The following is a 17,659-nucleotide window of genomic DNA, read 5'->3' as shown; positions in this document are numbered from 1 at the left end:
ATTTGGGAACGTGCACACACGAGATCAGCGGTGCGAGCCCAACATAACCGCACAGCAACAACCATTGACAAGTGTCCGGGATGTTTCTCTACTGTGAACGCTCACAGAAGCATGGCAGGTCTTCGCAGCGGGCGGAGACCCCAGGTCAGGGGAGAGATCCATGCCCATCACCAACCGTCGGCGGCTCTTTTTCAGAAGTGCGGCTGTCTGCGTCTCCGCCGCCCTCGGCGCCACGGCCCTCGCCGCTTGCGGTTCCGAGGACGACAGCGAGGCCGAGTCCGGTCCCGTCTCGCTGACGTACTGGACCTGGACACCCGGCATGGACAAGGTCGTCGACCTGTGGAACAAGGGCCAGGGCGAGAAGGACCAGATCACGGTCACGGTGAAGAAGCAGGCGTCCGGCGACACGCTGGTCACCAAGATCCTCACCGCGCACAAGGCCGGCAAGGCCCCGGACCTGGTCCAGGCCGAGTACCAGGCGCTGCCGACGCTGGTCAGCAATGACGCGGTCGCGGACATAGCCGGTGAGGTGGGCGACGCGAAGAGCAAGTTCGCCGACGGGGTGTGGCAGCAGACCACGCTCGGCACGGACGCGGTCTACGCCGTCCCGCAGGACATCGGGCCGATGATGTTCTACTACCGCGAGGACCTCTTCAAGCAGTACGGCCTGACGGTCCCCACCACCTGGGAGCAGTTCGCCGAGACCGCCCGCGCGCTGAAGAAGAAGGCCCCGGACAAGGACCTGACCACCTTCTCCGCCAGCGACTCCGGCCTCTTCGCGGGGCTCGCCCAGCAGGCCGGCGCCAAGTGGTGGACGACCTCCGGCGACAAGTGGAAGGTCGGCATCAACGACGCCGCCTCGCAGAAGGTCGCCAAGTTCTGGGGCGACCTCGTCAAGGAGGGCGCCATCGACAACCAGCCGATGTACACGCCGGCCTGGAACAAGGCGCTCAACACGGGCAAGCAGATCGCCTGGGTCAGCGCCGTGTGGGCCCCGGGCACGCTGACCACGGCCGCACCCGACACCAAGGGCAAGTGGGCCATGGCCCCGCTCCCCCAGTGGTCGCAGTCGCAGAACGTCAGCGGCAGCTGGGGCGGCTCCTCCACCGCCGTCACCACCGACTCCGAGCACAAGGCCGCCGCCGCGAAGTTCGCCGCCTGGCTCAACACGGACGACGCCGCCCTCCAGGCGCTGGCCAAGGAGAGCGGCATCTACCCGGCCGCCACGAACGCCCAGACCAGCGGGGCCTTCGCCACCCCGCCGGACTATTTCTCGAACCAGTCGGACTTCTACACCAAGGCCGCGGAGATCGCGAAGACCACCGCCCCGTCCGCCTGGGGCCCGAACGTGAACGTCGCGTACACGACCTTCAAGGACGCGTTCGGCAAGGCCGCCAAGGACAAGTCGGACTTCGTCGCCGCGCTGACGACCATGCAGGACGACACGGTCGCCGACCTCGAGAAGCAGGGCTTCGAGGTCTCCGAGTGACCAGCACAAGCCGGAAGGCGTACGGGGTGAAGGGGACCCCGTACGCCTTCCTCCTCCCCGCAACGATCCTCTTCGCCCTGTTCTTCGCCCTCCCCATCGGCTACGCGATCTATCTCAGCTTCCGCAAGGTGAAGGTCTCCGGGCTCGGCCTCGGGTCCGGCGCCCGCAAGGAGGTCTGGGCCGGACTGGAGAACTACACGGACGCCCTCGCCGACAGCGAACTCGTCGCCGGCGCCCTGCGCGTGCTCGGTTACGGCTGCATCGTCGTCCCGGTGATGCTGGGCCTCGCCCTGCTGTTCGCGCTGATGCTGGACTCCGAGAAGGTGCGGCTCGCGCCCTTCACCCGGCTCGCGATCTTCCTGCCGTACGCCATCCCCGGCGTCGTGGCCGCGCTGCTGTGGGGCTTCCTGTACCTGCCGGACGTCAGCCCCTTCTACTTCGTGCTCGAGAGGCTGGGCCTGCCCCAGCCGGACCTGCTGGACGGTGGCCCGCTGTACCTCGCCCTGTCGAACATCGCGGTCTGGGGCGGCACCGGCTTCAACATGATCGTCATCTACACCTCTCTCCAGGCCATCCCGGCCGAGGTGTACGAGGCGGCCAGGCTGGACGGTGCCACACCGCTCCAGATCGCACTGAAGATCAAGATCCCGATGGTGGCGCCGTCGCTGGTGCTGACCTTCTTCTTCTCGATCATCGCGACGCTCCAGGTGTTCAGCGAGCCGACCACCCTCAAGCCGCTCACCAACTCCGTGTCGACGACCTGGAGTCCGCTGATGAAGGTGTACCAGGACGCCTTCGGCAAGGGCGACATCTACGCGGCGGCCGCGCAGGCCACGATCATCGCCCTGGTCACGCTGCTGCTGTCCTTCGGCTTCCTGCGGGCCGCCAACCGTCGTAACAAGCAGGAGGCAGCGCGATGAGTTCTCTTGCCGTCGGTAAGGCCGATTCGGCCGCGGGCACCACGCCCAGCATCATCCAGAACCGCCCGCCGCTGCGCCGCCGGATCGCGCTGATCCCGACGGTCACCCTGTTCCTGGGCGCGATCTACTGCCTGCTGCCCGTCGCCTGGGTGGTGATCGCGGCGACGAAGTCCGGCAGTGAACTCTTCTCCACGTTCACCTTCCTGCCGGGCACGGGATTCGCCGACAACTTCTCGGATCTGAGCGCCTACCGGGACGGCGTGTACTGGCAGTGGATGGGCAACTCCGCCCTGTACGCCGGTCTCGGCGCCCTGCTGTCGACGTGTGTGTCGGCGTTCAGCGGCTATGCGTTGGCGATCTACCGCTTCCGCGGCCGCGAGGCGATCTTCAACGTCCTGCTGGCGGGTGTGCTGATGCCGCCGGTGATCCTGGCCATCCCGCAGTACCTGCTCCTGGCGAAGGCCGACCTGACGGACTCGTACCTGTCCGTGCTGCTGCCGCAGATCCTCTCGCCGTACGGCGTCTACCTCTCACGGATCTACGCTGCGGCGGCCGTCCCCACCGACGTGGTCGAGGCCGGGCGGATGGACGGGGCGAGCGAGTGGCGGATCTTCACGCGGGTCGCGCTGCCGATGATGGTGCCGGGCATGGTGACGGTGTTCCTGTTCCAGTTCGTGGCGATCTGGAACAACTTCCTGCTGCCGTACATCATGCTCAGCGACGACGAGAGGTTCCCGATCACGCTGGGTCTGTACACGCTCCTCGAGCAGGGCGCCAACACGCCCGCGCTGTACACCCTGGTGATCACCGGCGCGTTCCTCGCGGTTCTTCCGCTGGTGGCGCTCTTCCTGGTCGTCCAGCGGTTCTGGAGCCTCGATCTGCTCTCCGGAGCCGTAAAGTCATGACCATGAGCAACACGGGGGGCCGACGCAGACCGCCGACGATCCACGACGTGGCGCGCGAGGCCGGAGTCTCACGGGGCACGGTCTCGCGCGTGCTCAACGGCGGGCACTACGTCAGCCCGGCCGCGCAGGAGGCGGTCAACGCGGCGATCCGCAAGACGGGTTACGTCGTCAACCGGCATGCCCGTTCGCTGATCACCGGGCGTTCGGACTCGATCGGCTTCCTGCTGACCGAGCCGCAGGAGAAGTTCTTCGAGGACCCCAACTTCAACGTCCTGCTACGTGGTTGCACCCAGGCGCTGGCCGCGCACGACATCCCGCTGCTGCTGATGCTGGCGGGCACGAAGGACGAACGGCGGCGCATAACGCGGTACATCACCGCCGGGCACGTGGACGGGGTGCTGCTGGTGTCCAGCCACTCCGGTGATCCGGTGGCCGAGGAGCTGCGTGAGGCTGGTGTGCCGCTGGTGGCATGCGGCAAGCCGATCGGGCTCGGTTCCAAGGTCAGTTACGTGGCGGCGGACGACCGGGACGGCGCCCGGGACATGGTGCGCCATCTGCTGTCCGTCGGCCGTCGTCGCATCGGCGTGGTCACCGGTCCGCTGGACACCCCGGGCGGTGTGGAGCGGCTGGCCGGCTACAAGGAGGTGCTCACCGAGGCGGGCATCGAGATCGACGATCGGCTCATCGTGTCCGGCGACTACAGCCGGGCCAGCGGTGAGGCGGGCGCCGAGCGGTTGCTGGCGCAGGCGCCGGACGTGGACGCGGTGTTCGTCGCGTCCGACCTGATGGCGCAGGGCGTGCTGACGGCCTTGGAGCGGAGCGGGCGCCGGGTACCGCAGGACGTCGCGGTCGGCGGCTTCGACGACTCCCCCGCCGCGCTGTCCGCCCGCCCCGAGCTCACCACGATCCGGCAGCCCTGGGATCGGATCAGCGCGGAGATGGTGCGGGTGCTGCTGGCGCAGATCGGCGGTGAGGACCCGGCGGCGGTGATCCTGCCTACGGAGCTGGTGAGGCGGGAGTCGGCGTAAGGGCGTGAGCGGACCGCTTGGGGCACGCCGCACGGCGATCCGGCCGGGGGCGGGCCCTGGGGCCGCGATCGGCCGGTTGCACCGAGGAGTGCGCCAAGGACGCCGGCGGCAATCTCGTCTGGATCCTGCAGGATGCGGCTGCCTGAGCCCGTCCTGTCGGCGACTCGGGGCTCGGTCGCGGGTCTGCGCTTGCACATGCACTAGTTGCACACTCAATGAATGGCCGAATCGGTGCTACCGTGCCGGTATGGCAGCGAAGACGGCCGACGCGGGGCTCGAAGAACGGTGGCGGGACATCCTGTCGGTGCACGCACGCACCATGAACGAGATCGACCGCGTGCTGCACCCGCACGGGCTGGGCGCGAGCGACTTCGAGGTGCTCGACATCCTCGCGTCCGCCACGCCCCAGGAGGGCGATCAGTGCCGGGTGCAGAACCTCGTGGGGCGGGTCCACCTCAGCCAGAGCGCCCTGTCCCGGCTCATCGGCCGGCTGGAGAAGGACGGCCTGGTGGAGCGTTCCATCTGTGCGGAGGACCGGCGCGGGGTGTACGTCACGCTCACCCGCAAGGGCCGTGACCTGCACGCCGAGGTCCTGCCGCTGCAGCGCGACGCGCTGGCCCGGACGCTGGGCGCCTGACGCGGTGAGCGGGAGGCCGGGCGGTTGGCGGCTGACGGCTAGCGGCTAGCGGCTAGCGCGGCTAGAGCACGAACTCCGCCCCGTCCGGGAGGACTTCGACGCCCGCCTCCGACACCTGTGCGCGAGCCGCCGAGCCGGGGTCGAGCAGAGGATTCGTGTCGGCCAGGTGGGTGTAGATCCGGCGGGCGTGCGGATGGCGGGTCAGGGCGGTGAGGCTGCCTGCGGACCCCGAGACGGGCAGGTGCCGCCCCGCCCGCGCCGCTTCGTCCGCCGCGAAGTGGGTGCCGTCCAGTACGACGCAGTCCGCCTCCGCGACGAGGTCGTCCAGCATCGGGGTCCAGGTCCGCACGCGGGGTGCGTACACCAGGACGCCCCCAGTGGCCAGGTCCTCGATCCGGTAGGCAGTCACCAAGCGGCCGTCCCTCGCCCGGCCCGGCACGTATGCCGGCGGCTCCCCCATGACGGGGTGCGCCGTGACGACCAAGCCGCCGGCCAGCACGAAACCGCCCTCGGTCAGGCTGTCCGCCCACTCCCACGGGGCGTGCCGGTCGAGGGCCACCTGTGCCGGGCCCAGGGCGCCGAGCGCCTCGGGGGCGGCGTACGTCTTCAGGCCCGCGGCCTCGCGCAGCACGGCCAGGCCGGCCAGATGATCGGCTTCGCCGTCGGTCAGCAGGACGCCGCGCACCGGAGTGTGCCGGGCGCCGGGCCACAGGGCGGAGGCGGCGGTGAGCTGGGCGCGGATGTCCGGCGAGGTGTTCAGCAGCCACCAGTCCCGGGAGTTGCCGGTGACGGCCGCGCACTCCGGGGTGCGGGCGGGCAGCTTGCCGTCACGGGCGGCGGCGCACCGCGGGCAGGCGCAGTTCCACCGTGGGAAACCGCCTCTGTCGGCGGTACCGAGCAGGACGACCCTCAAGACGCCCCCCCACCCCTTCACGTCGGCCCTCCCGGTGGGATCTTCCCTCTCCATACGTCCGAACCACCCTGCGGCGGGGAGCACTTCCGGCCGACCTTCACCGAGCCGGGTCGGCGGCGGTCAACGGGCGCGTTCGATCCGCGGGGATCCTCAATTCCGGAAAGGCGCTGTGAGCGGGGGACGCGTCCCGGGGCGCTACGGCCGTGCCAGCAGGGTCCGTACGCCCTCCGAGGTCAGCGTGAGGGGGTGCGGCGAGCCGGCGTCTATGGTGAGGGCCAGGTCCTCGGACGGCCACTGCGAGGCGAGTGCGCCCAGTGGGACCAGGCGGTACTGGGAGACGAAGGGCAGTAGTGCGGCCATCGCGGGCTCGGAGGTGAACACCGGGACGGTCGGGTCGCCGCCCGGCTGCTCCATGACCGGCAGCGCCACGGTCGCGGGGTCGGTGGAGTCCTCCTCGCGGGCGTCGTCGGGCACGGGAACAAGGACCTCGCTGCTCGCGAGCTTGTCCATCGCCGCGCTGTCCTCCGTGTTCTCCGCCAGCGCGTCCAGCGCCCGGCGAGCCGGAGTGGCGGAGTAGTCGTTCGCGGGTGTGTGCATGGCGGATCCCCTGGTAGCGGCGGTCGTACGGCCCTGCTCGCGTACCCCATCCGGACCGGAGCATTCCTGTTGCTGTCCAGAGGATCGGCCGGGTGGTCGGAAGATCGTTCTCAAGTGATCGGGGATCGGGGGATCGGGGGATCCGGGGATCAGGGGATCAGGGGATCAGGGGATCAGGGGATCAACGGAATGTTGTCGGACGGCAGGCCCAGGCGGTCGCAGCCGACCCGGCGGGCGAGGGGCTCGGCCATGCTGGGGCCCACATGGGTCCAGTACGTGGCCGCGTCCCGGAAGTAGCGCTGCATCCGCTCGCCGTCGCGCGCGTGCCGGGAGCCGGCCGTGCGGAAGAGGATGTTCTGCAGGACGTCCCAGGTCATACGGCCCGCGTTCAGGAACATGAGGGCGAGTCGGTTGTCCTCGGCGATGGTGAACGGGGCCTCGCCGGTGGCGTTGCGGCGGCAGGTCTCCATCCACTCCTCCGCGGTGTGCCGCAGCGCCGCCTCGGCCGTGTGGATCACGCCGAGGGCCTCGCCGAGGTGTCGCTGGTAGTCGTGGAGTTCGGCGCGGGTGCGGTCGGGTTCGAGGACGAGGGGGCGGTCTGCGACGGCACGGGCGTACTCGTCGGCGGCGGCGTGAGCGGTGCCGATCATGATGGCGGCCAGCTCGCCGTGGAAGAAGCTCGGCGCGCGACCGGCGTACATCGGGTTGCCGTGCAGCTCGGAGCCGACGCTGCCGCCCTCGACGGGCAGATCGAGCAGGCTCGCCTCGCAGGTGAGGTAGGCGGGGATACGGGCCTGTTCCATATGGATGCTGTTGGAGCCGCTGCCGCGCAGGCCGAGAACGCCGTGCCAGTCGTCGAGCACCGTCCACACCGAGCGCGGGGCGACGAAGAGGACCGGCGGCCCCGGCGGGCCTCCGGGACGGTCGGGGGCGCGCAGCGTCTGGCCGACGTAGTGGGTGGAGTACGGGGCGCCGGAGGAGTACGGCCAGGTGCCGTCGAGCACGACATGGCCGTCGCCGTCGGGCTGCGCGACGCCGATGGGCGCGACCGTGGACGCGGCCCGGAAGTCGCCGTCGGTGCCGAAGATCTCGTCCTGTGCCCGCTCCTCGAAGAGTGTGGCGACCTGGAGGACGTGGGCGGCGGTGAGAGACAGGGCCCAGCCGGTGGAGGGGCAGCCGCGGGCGATCTCGGTGACCACGCGGTAGAAGGTGGGCAGTCCGAACTCGTAGCCGCCGTACCGGCGCGGCTGGAGGATCCGGTAGAAGCCGGCCCGCAGGAAGTCGTCGTGGGTGTCCTTGGGGTAGTGCGTCAGCCGTTCGGTCTCCGGCTGGCGTTCGAGCAGTACGGGCCGCAGGTTCACGGCGCGTTCGATGATGTCGCGTTCGGTGAGACCGGGCTCGGGAGCGGCGATCACGATGCCTCCTGACGTGTGGGCCGTCCGTTCGTGCCGTGATGCGTGACGCGATACGAGTGATTGAACACGGCAACTGCCGCCGGGTACCGACGGGATATCGCCAAGTGCCGGGCGCGCGGGGGCGAGACCGTGATCGGCGGTGCCCTCCGGGCGCGGTGCGCACAAGGCGTCGGCCGGGGGCGAACAGTCGTAGCCTGAAGAGGACGGGACAGGCTCCCGCCCTGGTGGGCGCGGGAGGCGGTGTATGCGTTACGACGACCGCAGGGCGGCCGGGCGGCTGCTGGCCGAGGGGCTGGAGGAGCTGCGCGGTCAGGATGTCGTCGTGCTGGGGCTGCCTCGGGGCGGCGTGCCCGTGGCGGCCGAGGTGGCCCGGAGTCTCGGTGCCCCGCTGGATGTGCTGGTGGTGCGCAAGCTGGGCGTGCCCGGGCAGCCGGAGTGGGGCTTCGGGGCGATCGGCGAGCACGGGGTGCGGGTCCTCAACCAGGACGTGATCGACACGGCCGGACTGCGGGCCCGTGAGCGCGATGCCGTGGAGGAGACCGAGCGGGGCGAGCTGGAACGGCGTGTGCGCAGGTACCGAGGGGAGCGGTCCGCGCTGCCGGTGGCCGGGCGCACGGCGCTCGTCGTGGACGACGGACTCGCCACCGGGGCCACGGCCGAGGCGGCCTGCCGGGTCGTACGAGGTCAGGGCGCGGCCCGGATCGTCCTCGCGGTGCCGGTCGGGGCGGCCCACAGCGTCGCCCGGCTGCGGCGCGTGGCCGACGATGTGGTGTGCCCGCACGCGCACCGGGTCCTCGGCTCGGTGGGTGCGTGGTACCGGGACTTCGGCCAGGTCACGGACGCCGAGGTCACCGCCGTGCTCGCGCAGGCGGCCCAAGCCGTGCCGCGCCCGCCCACGGCGCCGCCCTCACCAGCCGCGTCGCCGTCAGACCGCGAGGTGCTGGTCCCGGCCGCGGGCGCGCGGGTCGGCGCTCGTCTGGTGGTGCCGGAGGGGGCGCCGGCGGCCGTGGCGTTCGCGCACGGCAGCGGCAGCAGCCGGCACAGCCCGCGCAACCAGTACGTCGCCACCGCCCTCAACCGCGCGGGCCTGGCCACCCTGCTGCTCGACCTCCTCACCGACGACGAGGCGCACGACCGGCACAACGTCTTCGACATCCTGCTGCTGGCCCGGCGCCTGCACGCCGCGTCCGTGTGGCTGCACGAGCAAACCGGCCTGCCCGTCGCCTACTTCGGCGCCAGCACCGGAGCCGCCGCCGCGCTGGAGGCCGCCGCCCTGTCCGGCTCCGGCATCCGCTCGGTCGTCTCCCGCGGTGGCCGACCCGATCTGGCGACCCCGGCCGCGCTGACCCGCCTGCGGGCGCCGACCCTGCTCATCGTCGGCAGCCGCGACACCCAGGTACTCAGCCTCAACCGCCTGGCCGCCGACCGGATGCACTGCGAGCACCGGATCGCGGTCGTCCCGGGCGCCACCCACCTCTTCGAGGAACCCGGCACCCTCACCACCGTCGCCGAACTGGCCCGGGACTGGTTCACCGCCCACCTCGACCGGCCCGGCACGGGGACGCCGCGCCGCTCCGCGTAGCCCGGGCGGCTCGTTCCGGCCCCGTCTGCCCCGAGTGCGGCACGCCCCGGGCAACGGACGGGACACCGGCCTGCTCCTGCGGCCGACTCGCGTCCGACGCCCGTCGCGAGACGCGCACGGCGGAGGCGGCTGCCGCGGAGGACTTCGATCCGAGAGCGCCGTACGCACCTACCAGCTCACCCGCGTCGTCCTCACGGACGAGTCGGGCGTCTACGGCACGGCGACCCGGTCGTCGCTGGAGTCCGAGACGTCGGAGCCGTGACTACGGCCTCTCCACCAGCAACTCGGCGACCGTCGTCACCCGGATCAACGGCCGGTACAGGTCCATCACCTGCAGCGCCTTCGTGTGCGTGTCGTCGTCCGCGCCCGCGCAGGCGTCGGCGACGACCAGCACCTCGACGCCCGCGTCGGCGGCCGCCAGGGCGGTCGACAGGACACAGCAGTCGGTGCTGACGCCGGCCAGGACCAGGCGGCCTTCCGAGGTGGCGCGTCGGGCCAGTTCCGGGGTCCATTTGCCGAAGGTGGTGGTGTCCAGCACGTGCCGCGCGTGGGAGGCGAACTCGTCCGTCAGCTGCCAGAGTCGGGCGTCCGGAGGCTGCAGGGCGAAGGGCCACTGCTCGTAGTACGCCCGCCAGGCGCCTTCGGGTTCCTCGGGGGCCACGAAACGGGTGAACGTCACCCGGTCGCCGAAGGCCGGCAGCAGACGCCGTATGCCCGCCGCCGCCTCGGCGTATCGAGGGGCGGCCCATGGGCTGTCGGGGTCGGCGAAGACGCGCTGCATGTCGACGACGGCGAGCAGCCCGGAGGTCATGCGGTCACCTTTTCGTCCACCGTCGGGCCCGGTGCCTGCGTCTCCTGGGCACGGACGCGTCCGCGGCGCAGCACCAGCGTGCCGAGGAAGCCGAGCGCGAGGGCCGCGAGGACGCCGAGGTTGGCGTACGCCCAGGCACCGGACCTGCCGCCCAGGCCCAGTGGGCCGAGCAGATAGCCCTGCCACTCCAGCCAGGTCGCCGTCGAGTTGGTGACCAGGCCCCAGCCGAGGGCGGTGGCGGTGAGGGTGAGGAGCAGCGGGGTGAGCGGTACGTCGCCGTAGCGGCCGGCCGGGCGGTAGAGGTCGGCCTCGTCGTAGTCGCGGCGGCGCAGCGCCAGGTCGGCGAGCATGATGCCGCACCAGGCGGCGATGGGGACGCCGAGCGTGGTGAGGAACCCCATGAACGGGCCGAGGAAGTCGTCGGCGACGAACACGATGTAGATCGAGCCCGCGATCATCAGTACCCCGTCGAACAGGGCTGCCACGTGACGCGGCACGCGCAGGCCCGCCGAGAGCAGGGCCAGGCCGGACGAGTAGATGTCGAGGACCGCGCCGCCGACCAGGCCGAGGACGGCGACTACGGCGAACGGGACCAGGAACCAGGTCGGCAGGATCGTCGTCAGCGCGCCGATCGGGTCGGCGGCGACGGCCTCGTTGAGCGTGCTGGCGGAGCCGGCCAGCAGCAGTCCGAAGACCAGCAGGAGCAGCGGCGCCAGCGACGCGCCGAAGGCGGTCCAGCCGACCACGCCCCGGCTCGAGGCGGTGCGCGGCAGATAGCGGGAGTAGTCGGCGGCCGCGTTGACCCAGCCGAGGCCGAAGCCGGTCATCATGAAGACGAGCGCGCCGATGAACTCCTGTGCGGAGCCCGCCGGTACGGCACTGACGGCGGACCAGTGGATGTGGTCGGCGACGAGGACGACGTAGACGACGGTCAGTACGCCCGTGACCACGGTGATCACGGTCTGCAGCCGCATGATCAGGTCGAAGCCCATGACACCGACGACGACGGTCAACGCCCCGACCAGGACGAGGGCGACCACCTTGGTCTCGGTGCCGCCGCCCCAGCCGAGGCGGCCGAAGACGGTCGCGGTGGCCATGGTGGCCAGGGCGCAGAGCACGGTCTCCCAACCGACCGTGAGGACCCAGGAGATCAGTGACGGCAGGCGGTTGCCGCGCACGCCGTACGCGGCGCGGCCGAGCACCATCGTCGGCGCGGAGCCGCGTTTTCCGGCCACGGCGACGAACCCGCACAGCAGGAACGAGAAGACGATGCCGACGACTCCCGCGACCAGTGCCTGCCAGAAGGAGATCCCGAAGCCGAGGGCGAAGGCGCCGTAGCTCAGGCCCAGGATGGACACGTTGGCGCCGAACCAGGGCCAGAACAGGGTGCGGGGGGTGCCTTTGCGTTCGGTGTCGGCGATCACGTCGAGCCCGTGGGTCTCCACCTGGAGCTTTCGGGTCGGGGATCTGCCGTCGAGTGGGTCCGGGGATGTGATCACCCCGGCATGGTCGCACCCGTTCACCCCGCCGGGGAAGGCGGCGGCCGATCAGCGGCAGGGCCTCGAAACGGAAGCGCGGTCCCCGAGCCGGTCGCCGAACGGGGCGCCCCGCAGCAGGTTGCAGCTGGGCCAGTTCGTCGTCGACGCGCAGGAAAGCCCCGTCGTCCGGTTCCCTCGGCAGGTCCGCACGCCGGTCGAGTCAGTACTTCCTCGCTCCCGCCACGATCGCCTCCCGGATGCGGTGGTACGTCCCGCAGCGGCAGACGTTGCGGATCTCGTCGAGGTCGGCCTCGGTGATGTCGCGGCCCTCTTCGCGGGCCTGGCGGACCTTGGCGACGGCGGTCATGATCTGGCCGGGCTGGCAGTAGCCGCACTGGGCGACGTCGTACTCCAGCCAGGCCTCCTGCATGGGGTGGAGTTCCCTGCCGACCGTGGCGGGCAGGCCCTCGATGGTGGTGACCTCGTCCGTGGGGCGCAGGTCCTTCACGGGGACCGAACAGGGGTTGAACGCCTTGCCGTTGATGTGACTCGTGCAGGCCTGGCACACGCCGAGGCCGCAGCCGTACTTCGGTCCGGTGACGCCCAGGACGTCCCGGAGCACCCACAGCAGCCGTACGTCGTCCTCGATGTCCACGGTCACGGACTCGCCGTTGAGGATGAAGGTGTGTTCGGGCACAGGGGCTCCTAGAAGGCGCGGCTGAGGCCGTCGGTGGGGGACGCGGGGATCGGCGGGCTGGTGGGCAGCGGCTCGAAGCCGAGCGGTTCGCCGTGGTTGAGGGGGAACGTCGTCGGCATGGTGCCGGTCGCGCGTCCGTAGGCGCAGGCCACGGCCGCCATCGCGCCCGCGACCGCCAACTCGCCCGCACCGCCGGGGGTTTCGGTGGTCGGCGGCATGACGACGATCTCCAGTTCCGGTGGGGTGTTCCACTGGCGGGTGTAGAAGTAGTTGTCCCAACTGCCTTCCAGGAAATGCCCGTCGGTGAGGTGCAGTCCGGAGCTCAGGGTGATCGCGATGCCGTCCATGATGCCGCCCATCATCTGGGCCTGAAGGCCGCGGGGGTTCACCGCCAGGCCTACGTCCACGGCACAGACGACCTTGGTCACGCGCGGGCCCGTGTACGCGTCGGGGATCTCGCGTCCGGTGGTCTCCGGGCGGCAGTCGATCTCGGCGAGGACGGCGACGTACGCGTGGTATTCGGGGTGGACCGCGATGCCCTGTGCCGTCCCCGCCGGCATGCCGCGCCCCCACTCCGCCAACTCGGCGACCTTGTCGAGAACGGCCCGCGCCCGCTCCTCCTTCAGGCAGGCGCGGCGGAACCGGTAGGGGTCCTTGCCCATGCGCTTGGCCAGCTCGTCCACCACCAGTTCCTGCGCGCAGCGCACGTTGGGCGAGTAGATGTTGCGCATGGAGCCGGTGTTGAAGCGCTTGTCGGTCTCGCTGAGGAGCTGGGTGACGACGCCGAAGTCGTACGGGGTCTGCTGGGTGAGCGTGAAGACCGTCTCGGAAAAGGTGAGGTCGCCGACAGGCAGGCGGGCGGCCTCGGCGGTGATGATCTCGCCGACGCCGTGGCCGAAGTCGGTGGCCACGGAGGTGTGACGCTGGTCGTAGGTGAGCACCTGGCCGAGCGCATAGGTGGCGCGCACCCGTGAGGTGGACATGGGATGGGTACGGCCCTGGCGGAAGTCGTCGGTGCGGTGCCACATCAGCTTCACCGGCTTGCCCATCGCCTTCGAGATCTCGGCGGCCTCGGCTGCGGCGTCGTAGAAGAGTTTCCGCCCGAAGGAGCCCCCGCCCTCGGTGACATGGACCTTGACCGCGCCGACCGGCAGCCCGAGCTTGGTCGCGATGTCCTCCTGGGCGGTGATCGGCGACTTCAGGCTCGCCCAGATCTCGGCCGAGTCCTCGCGTACGTCGGCGATGGCGCAGTTGGTCTCCAGGGCGCTGTTGCTGGCGAAGTGGAAGGTGAAGCGGGCGTCGACGGACTTGGTCAGCAGGTCGAGGGCGGGGAGGGGGAGTTCGGCCTTGCGGAGTTCGGCGCGGACGGTGTCGTCGGAGGCGTCCTCCGCGGTTCCGGGTCCCCAGGTGGCCTTGAGGGCGCGGACCGCGTCGATGCACTGGCCGAACGTACGGCCGCGCACGGCGACGCCGGTGGAGATGCGCACCGCGTCGGTGATGCCGGGCATGGCCCGCACCTCGTCCAGGTTCTCGACCGAGCGGACGGTGCCGTTGATCGTCGGCGGGCGGCACACCATCGTCGGCAGCGCGCCCGGCACGTGCACGTCCATGGCGAACTTCTTGCGGCCGGTGACCGCCTCCAGCGCGTCGATCCGCCCCCGCGCGGTGCCGATGACCTTGAAGTCGGCGGGCTCCTTGAGGGTGACGGAGACCTGTCCGGTGGCCACCGAGGCCGCCTTCTCGGCGAGTTCGCCGTAGGTGAGGCTCTTGCCGGTCACGGCCGAGGTGATGACCCCGGCCTTCGCGGTCAGGGCGTCGAGGGCCTCCCCCAGTTCCAGCGCGGCGGCCCTCAGCAGGCGGCCACGGGCCACGGCGGCCGCGACGCGGATCGGAGTGTAGGTGGAGATGGTGGTGTTCGAGCCGCCGGTGAGCTGGTTGAACAGCAGCTCCGGCCGGGCGTCGGCCAGCGTGACGCGGATCTTCTCCAGCGGCAGGTCCAGTTCCTCGGCGATGAGCATGGCGCTGGAGGTGGTGATGCCCTGGCCGACCTCGGCCCTGGGCAGGGCGAAGGAGGCCGTGCCGTCGCTGTCGAGGCGGATGGTGATCAGGTTCGCCGTGGGCAGCGCGGCGTGGGTGAGCATGTCGTTGAGGTCGTAGATCTCGGACGGGCCGGGCACTGATGGGACCGCCGCGGCCGCTTCTGTGGGGGCGAGGAGCGTCTCGCCGAGCGGGGCGGCCACGGTCAGGGTCGAGGCTGCCACGACGTAGCCCAGGAATGTCCGGCGGCCGATGCCGCCCGAAGGGACGGATGTGGTGTCCGGCCGCTCCGGGCGGTGCTGCTCTCCCATCGACTGACCTCCCGGTGAAGTGGCATGCGCCCGTGCGGGGCGGATCCTGACTGTGCACGGCCCGCGTGCGTTCCGGAAGATCCCTGGAGCACTTCGACACGCAACACCCACATCGCGCCTCACTCGTGAAGCCGGTGGCCGTCCGGCGGCGGCTCCCGGCTCAGAAGCCGCCCTTGCGGTACTCGGTTGCCCCGGCGGTGGAGGTGGCGGTGACGTTGTAGCGGTCGCCGCCGGCGTCACGATTGCCGTGGTTGTGGTCGTACTGGAACCTGAAGACGTAGGTGCCGGGTCCGATGGTGATTCCCGGCTTCAGCGTCACCACGTAGTCCAGCTCGCCACTGCTCGACGCGGAGGCCACCGACACCTTGTCCCCGAGGTTGGTCCAGGTGCCGGTGCTGGCGACGCCGCCCGTCTGCGTCCCCCACGGCACAGGAGCTCGCCGCCGCCCTGGGCAGCGGCAGCGAGCCCCGCGTGGTGCTCGTCGACGACGCCGATCTGCTGATCCTGCCGGAGATCGACCAGGACCTGCGCGCCCTGGTCGAGTCCGGCCGGGACCGCGGCATCGGCGTGGCGGCCGGTGTCACCGGGGAGACGATGGCGGGCGCCATGGGCTGGCTCAGTGCCCTGAAGCGGCATCGCCGGGGCGTGCTCCTCGACCCTCAGAGCGTGATGGAGGGCGACATCCTGGGCGTCCGCCTGACCCAGGCCCATCTGCCCAACCGCAGGCCGGGCCGGGGTCTGACCGTCGACCCGCGCTCCGGAGATCTGATCAACGTGCAGATCCCCGAGACGACTCTCGACTGACGGCCGGCGTCGCCGCGCAGGCGCCGGCGGCGCACTCCGTCAGCCACTGGTCGAAGTCGGCGTCGTAGCGGGTGCCGATGTCGGTGGCGTAGACGGCGTAGCCGCCGGCGTAGTCGCCCACGCGGAAGCGGGCGAGCATGCGCTGGATGTCGGCCGGGTGCTTCTCGAACATGTACCGGACCGCGAGGTAGCCCCACGGGTAGGTGCGGGTCACGTCGCTGTTGGCGTACGTGTTCTGGAACAGCGTGCTCAGCCGGTACGTGTGCTTGCCCGCCTCCGTGACGGCCTGGTCGTAGGTGATGCGACGGTAGCCGTAGGAGACGTACTCGGCCACGCCCTCGATCCACCACACGTCCGGCACCGACGTCTGCTGCCCGAAGTCGCCCTTCATGTTGTAAACGGCGTCGAGGTAGTGCATGTACTCGTGGTTGAGGTTCCAGATCCGGGCGGCGTGTCCGGTGTCCTGGCTCTTCTGGTACATGACCGCGAAGGGCTTGTTGGCGGGGTCCGTCGGGTCGTCGATCACGGTCATGCCGCCGTTGTCCGTGCTGATGCCGAAGATCGCTCCGGCGTACGTCCGGTAGTCCTGGGCGCTGGCGAAGACGGCGAGGTCGAGGGTCGACAGGTACTGGCCCGGGATGGGTCCGTCGTCCTTGACGAGGTCGTGGACGTAGGCGTCCTGGCCCAGCACGCTGGCGCACGCCGCGGCGAGCTCGGCCGAGGTGAGCGACTGGGCCCGGATGGTGCGGGTGGCGTCGCAGGCGTGGGTGATCGGCAGGGCCGCGCGCGTGAGCTGGCCGGTCAGGTCACAGACGCCGTAGTAGGCGCAGTTGGCGCCGTCGTAGGAGTCGGCCTGGGTCGCCACGGCCACCCAGAGTCCGGCCGTGGGTCCGGTGATGCGGGACGAGTCCAGGAGGTGCTTGACCTGCGGGCGGACCGTGGGCCGCAGCGCCTGGTGTTCGACGTAACGGGCCAGGTTCATCCCGGCGTTGGAGGTCAGGTAGGCGCGGTCGGTGCCGAGCAGGTCCAGGTGGGCCAGCGCGAAGGTGTGGAGGGTCCGGGCGATGGACGGGTCGGCGGTGACCGCTTTGACGTAGTCGGGGTTCCAGTTGCCGCGCCAGAGCGGGGTGTAGACGGAGTTGACGGCCGCCAGCATGCTGCGGATGCCGTCGTAGGAGCTGTTGTAGTCCTGCAAGGTCCGCTGGTAGACCCGGAGATAGCGGGCCTGCTGGTCGGCGCTGTCGGTCAGGATGAAGACCTCGCCCAGCACGTCGCCGTTCGCGGCGGTGACGTCCCTGGAGCGCGGGCGGGCGAAGAAGGTGTCGAGGCCGCCTGTGGTGTTGCGGGCCAGGGACGCACCGTACGGGCCCACGTCGTCCGGGTTGTTGAACTGTACGTAGTAGCCGGCCCGCAGGAACAGCACGAGTTGCAGGATCCGGGACGAGTTGTCGCCCGCGTAGCTCCGGGCCGTGCTCGTGAACGCCTTCGCGACGGTGACCATCTGCGACTCGCGGAAGACGGCGCGGGCGTCCGAACCCGTCACGGCGAACAGGGTGTTGACGCATTCGGTGGTCGACGCCTTGACGAACGCGACGAGTGCGGCGCCGGTCCGTCCGCCGAAGTCACCCGGGGTGCACGACTTCGGCTTGGTGGCGCCCCTCGTGGGCGCCGGGTCCTGGGCGTGCGTCGGTGTGAGGGGCGGGAGTTGGGCCGGGTTCAGAGCCTGCTTCTGTACGGCGGTCCGGGCGGCGGCAGCGGTGACTGAGGCGGCCGGCGGTGGGGGCGTCCTGTGGGGTGAGGTCGCGGAGGGCGTGACGTCCCGGTCGGCCGGGGGTGCGGCGAACACGGGTGGCGACAGGAGGCCGGAGAACGTGGCGCAGACGGCGAGTGCGCCTAGCATGCGTCTGGGCAGCACTGAGCGGTAGCGCATCGGGATTCCTCCAGGGAGTTGATGCGCCTCGACAGGGGGTAGCTGAGGCGTGTGAGGCACTGTCTCAGCGCCCGATCACGTCAACAATGGCGTGTGACATAGCAC

17 protein-coding genes are annotated in these 17,659 nt (G+C 70.7%); 8 read left to right on the top strand and 9 right to left on the bottom strand.

The window, feature by feature from the left end:
• Positions 1-160: 160 nt before the first annotated feature.
• The 5 genes from IF78_RS0107670 (at position 161) to IF78_RS0107650 (ending at position 4,979) form a co-directional block, all read left to right on the top strand.
• A complete protein-coding gene (locus IF78_RS0107670) occupies positions 161-1,489 on the top strand; it encodes an extracellular solute-binding protein (protein WP_031479915.1) in 1,329 nt (442 codons plus the stop codon).
• The gene (locus IF78_RS0107665) at positions 1,486-2,409 is read left to right on the top strand and encodes a carbohydrate ABC transporter permease (RefSeq protein ID WP_031479913.1); all 924 of its coding nucleotides are present in this window, start codon (positions 1,486-1,488) and stop codon (positions 2,407-2,409) included. The genes IF78_RS0107670 and IF78_RS0107665 overlap by 4 nt, the downstream gene beginning before the upstream one ends.
• Positions 2,406-3,314, top strand: coding sequence for a carbohydrate ABC transporter permease (locus IF78_RS0107660; protein ID WP_031479911.1), 909 nt, complete (start codon positions 2,406-2,408; stop codon positions 3,312-3,314). Before IF78_RS0107665 ends, IF78_RS0107660 begins: the two co-directional genes overlap by 4 nt.
• A complete protein-coding gene (locus IF78_RS0107655; protein ID WP_031479909.1) occupies positions 3,311-4,342 on the top strand; it encodes a LacI family DNA-binding transcriptional regulator in 1,032 nt (343 codons plus the stop codon). The genes IF78_RS0107660 and IF78_RS0107655 overlap by 4 nt, the downstream gene beginning before the upstream one ends.
• 247 nt (positions 4,343-4,589) lie before the next feature.
• Positions 4,590-4,979: a MarR family winged helix-turn-helix transcriptional regulator gene (locus IF78_RS0107650; protein ID WP_031479907.1), complete on the top strand. Its 390-nt coding sequence runs from the start codon at positions 4,590-4,592 to the stop codon at positions 4,977-4,979.
• Positions 4,980-5,040: 61 nt separating this feature from the next.
• Here the strand turns inward: IF78_RS0107650 and pqqB are convergent, their stop codons facing one another.
• The 3 genes from pqqB to IF78_RS0107635 all read right to left on the bottom strand — a co-directional run bounded on the left by pqqB (position 5,041) and on the right by IF78_RS0107635 (position 7,904).
• A complete protein-coding gene (gene pqqB / locus IF78_RS0107645) occupies positions 5,041-5,913 on the bottom strand; it encodes a pyrroloquinoline quinone biosynthesis protein PqqB (protein ID WP_234439785.1) in 873 nt (290 codons plus the stop codon).
• Positions 5,914-6,087: 174 nt separating this feature from the next.
• Entirely contained in the window at positions 6,088-6,489 is a 402-nt protein-coding gene (locus tag IF78_RS0107640) for an SseB family protein (protein ID WP_031479903.1), read from the bottom strand.
• Positions 6,490-6,662: 173 nt separating this feature from the next.
• The gene (locus IF78_RS0107635; RefSeq protein WP_031479901.1) at positions 6,663-7,904 is read right to left on the bottom strand and encodes an acyl-CoA dehydrogenase family protein; all 1,242 of its coding nucleotides are present in this window, start codon (positions 7,902-7,904) and stop codon (positions 6,663-6,665) included.
• 244 nt (positions 7,905-8,148) lie between these two features.
• On the opposite strand from IF78_RS0107635, the gene IF78_RS0107630 reads away from it, so the two are divergent.
• Positions 8,149-9,486 (top strand): phosphoribosyltransferase family protein, encoded by a 1,338-nt coding sequence (locus IF78_RS0107630; RefSeq protein ID WP_031479899.1) that lies wholly within the window; start codon positions 8,149-8,151, stop codon positions 9,484-9,486.
• A 34-nt stretch (positions 9,487-9,520) separates the two neighbouring features.
• Entirely contained in the window at positions 9,521-9,748 is a 228-nt protein-coding gene (locus IF78_RS49115) for a hypothetical protein (protein ID WP_031479897.1), read from the top strand.
• Here IF78_RS49115 and IF78_RS0107620 read toward each other — a convergent pair whose 3' ends face one another.
• The 5 genes from IF78_RS0107620 to IF78_RS0107600 all read right to left on the bottom strand — a co-directional run bounded on the left by IF78_RS0107620 (position 9,749) and on the right by IF78_RS0107600 (position 15,250).
• Positions 9,749-10,297 (bottom strand): cysteine hydrolase family protein, encoded by a 549-nt coding sequence (locus IF78_RS0107620; RefSeq protein WP_031479895.1) that lies wholly within the window; start codon positions 10,295-10,297, stop codon positions 9,749-9,751. It lies immediately after the preceding gene.
• Positions 10,294-11,793 carry a purine-cytosine permease family protein gene (locus IF78_RS0107615; protein ID WP_031479893.1) on the bottom strand — a complete coding sequence of 500 codons (1,500 nt, stop codon included), beginning with the start codon at positions 11,791-11,793 and terminating at the stop codon, positions 10,294-10,296. The genes IF78_RS0107620 and IF78_RS0107615 overlap by 4 nt, the downstream gene beginning before the upstream one ends.
• Positions 11,794-11,995: 202 nt before the next feature.
• A complete protein-coding gene (locus IF78_RS0107610) occupies positions 11,996-12,472 on the bottom strand; it encodes a (2Fe-2S)-binding protein (protein ID WP_031479891.1) in 477 nt (158 codons plus the stop codon).
• 8 nt (positions 12,473-12,480) lie between these two features.
• The gene (locus IF78_RS0107605; protein ID WP_031479889.1) at positions 12,481-14,820 is read right to left on the bottom strand and encodes a molybdopterin cofactor-binding domain-containing protein; all 2,340 of its coding nucleotides are present in this window, start codon (positions 14,818-14,820) and stop codon (positions 12,481-12,483) included.
• Between the two features lie 160 nt (positions 14,821-14,980).
• Positions 14,981-15,250 carry a hypothetical protein gene (locus IF78_RS0107600; protein ID WP_051827550.1) on the bottom strand — a complete coding sequence of 90 codons (270 nt, stop codon included), beginning with the start codon at positions 15,248-15,250 and terminating at the stop codon, positions 14,981-14,983.
• Between the two features lie 41 nt (positions 15,251-15,291).
• On the opposite strand from IF78_RS0107600, the gene IF78_RS0107595 reads away from it, so the two are divergent.
• Positions 15,292-15,624 (top strand): hypothetical protein, encoded by a 333-nt coding sequence (locus IF78_RS0107595; RefSeq protein WP_031479885.1) that lies wholly within the window; start codon positions 15,292-15,294, stop codon positions 15,622-15,624.
• Here IF78_RS0107595 and IF78_RS0107590 read toward each other — a convergent pair.
• On the bottom strand, positions 15,590-17,554 hold the full coding sequence (locus IF78_RS0107590) for a collagenase (protein WP_031479883.1): 1,965 nt from the start codon (positions 17,552-17,554) through the stop codon (positions 15,590-15,592). The genes IF78_RS0107595 and IF78_RS0107590 overlap by 35 nt on opposite strands.
• Positions 17,555-17,659 lie beyond the last annotated feature (105 nt).

Origin of the sequence: Streptomyces bicolor (assembly GCF_000719285.1) — a bacterium.
Lineage (GTDB): Bacteria > Actinomycetota > Actinomycetes > Streptomycetales > Streptomycetaceae > Streptomyces > Streptomyces bicolor.
The sequence above is the reverse complement of the archived record's forward strand: the minus strand, read 5'-3'. Positions and strand labels throughout refer to the sequence as shown.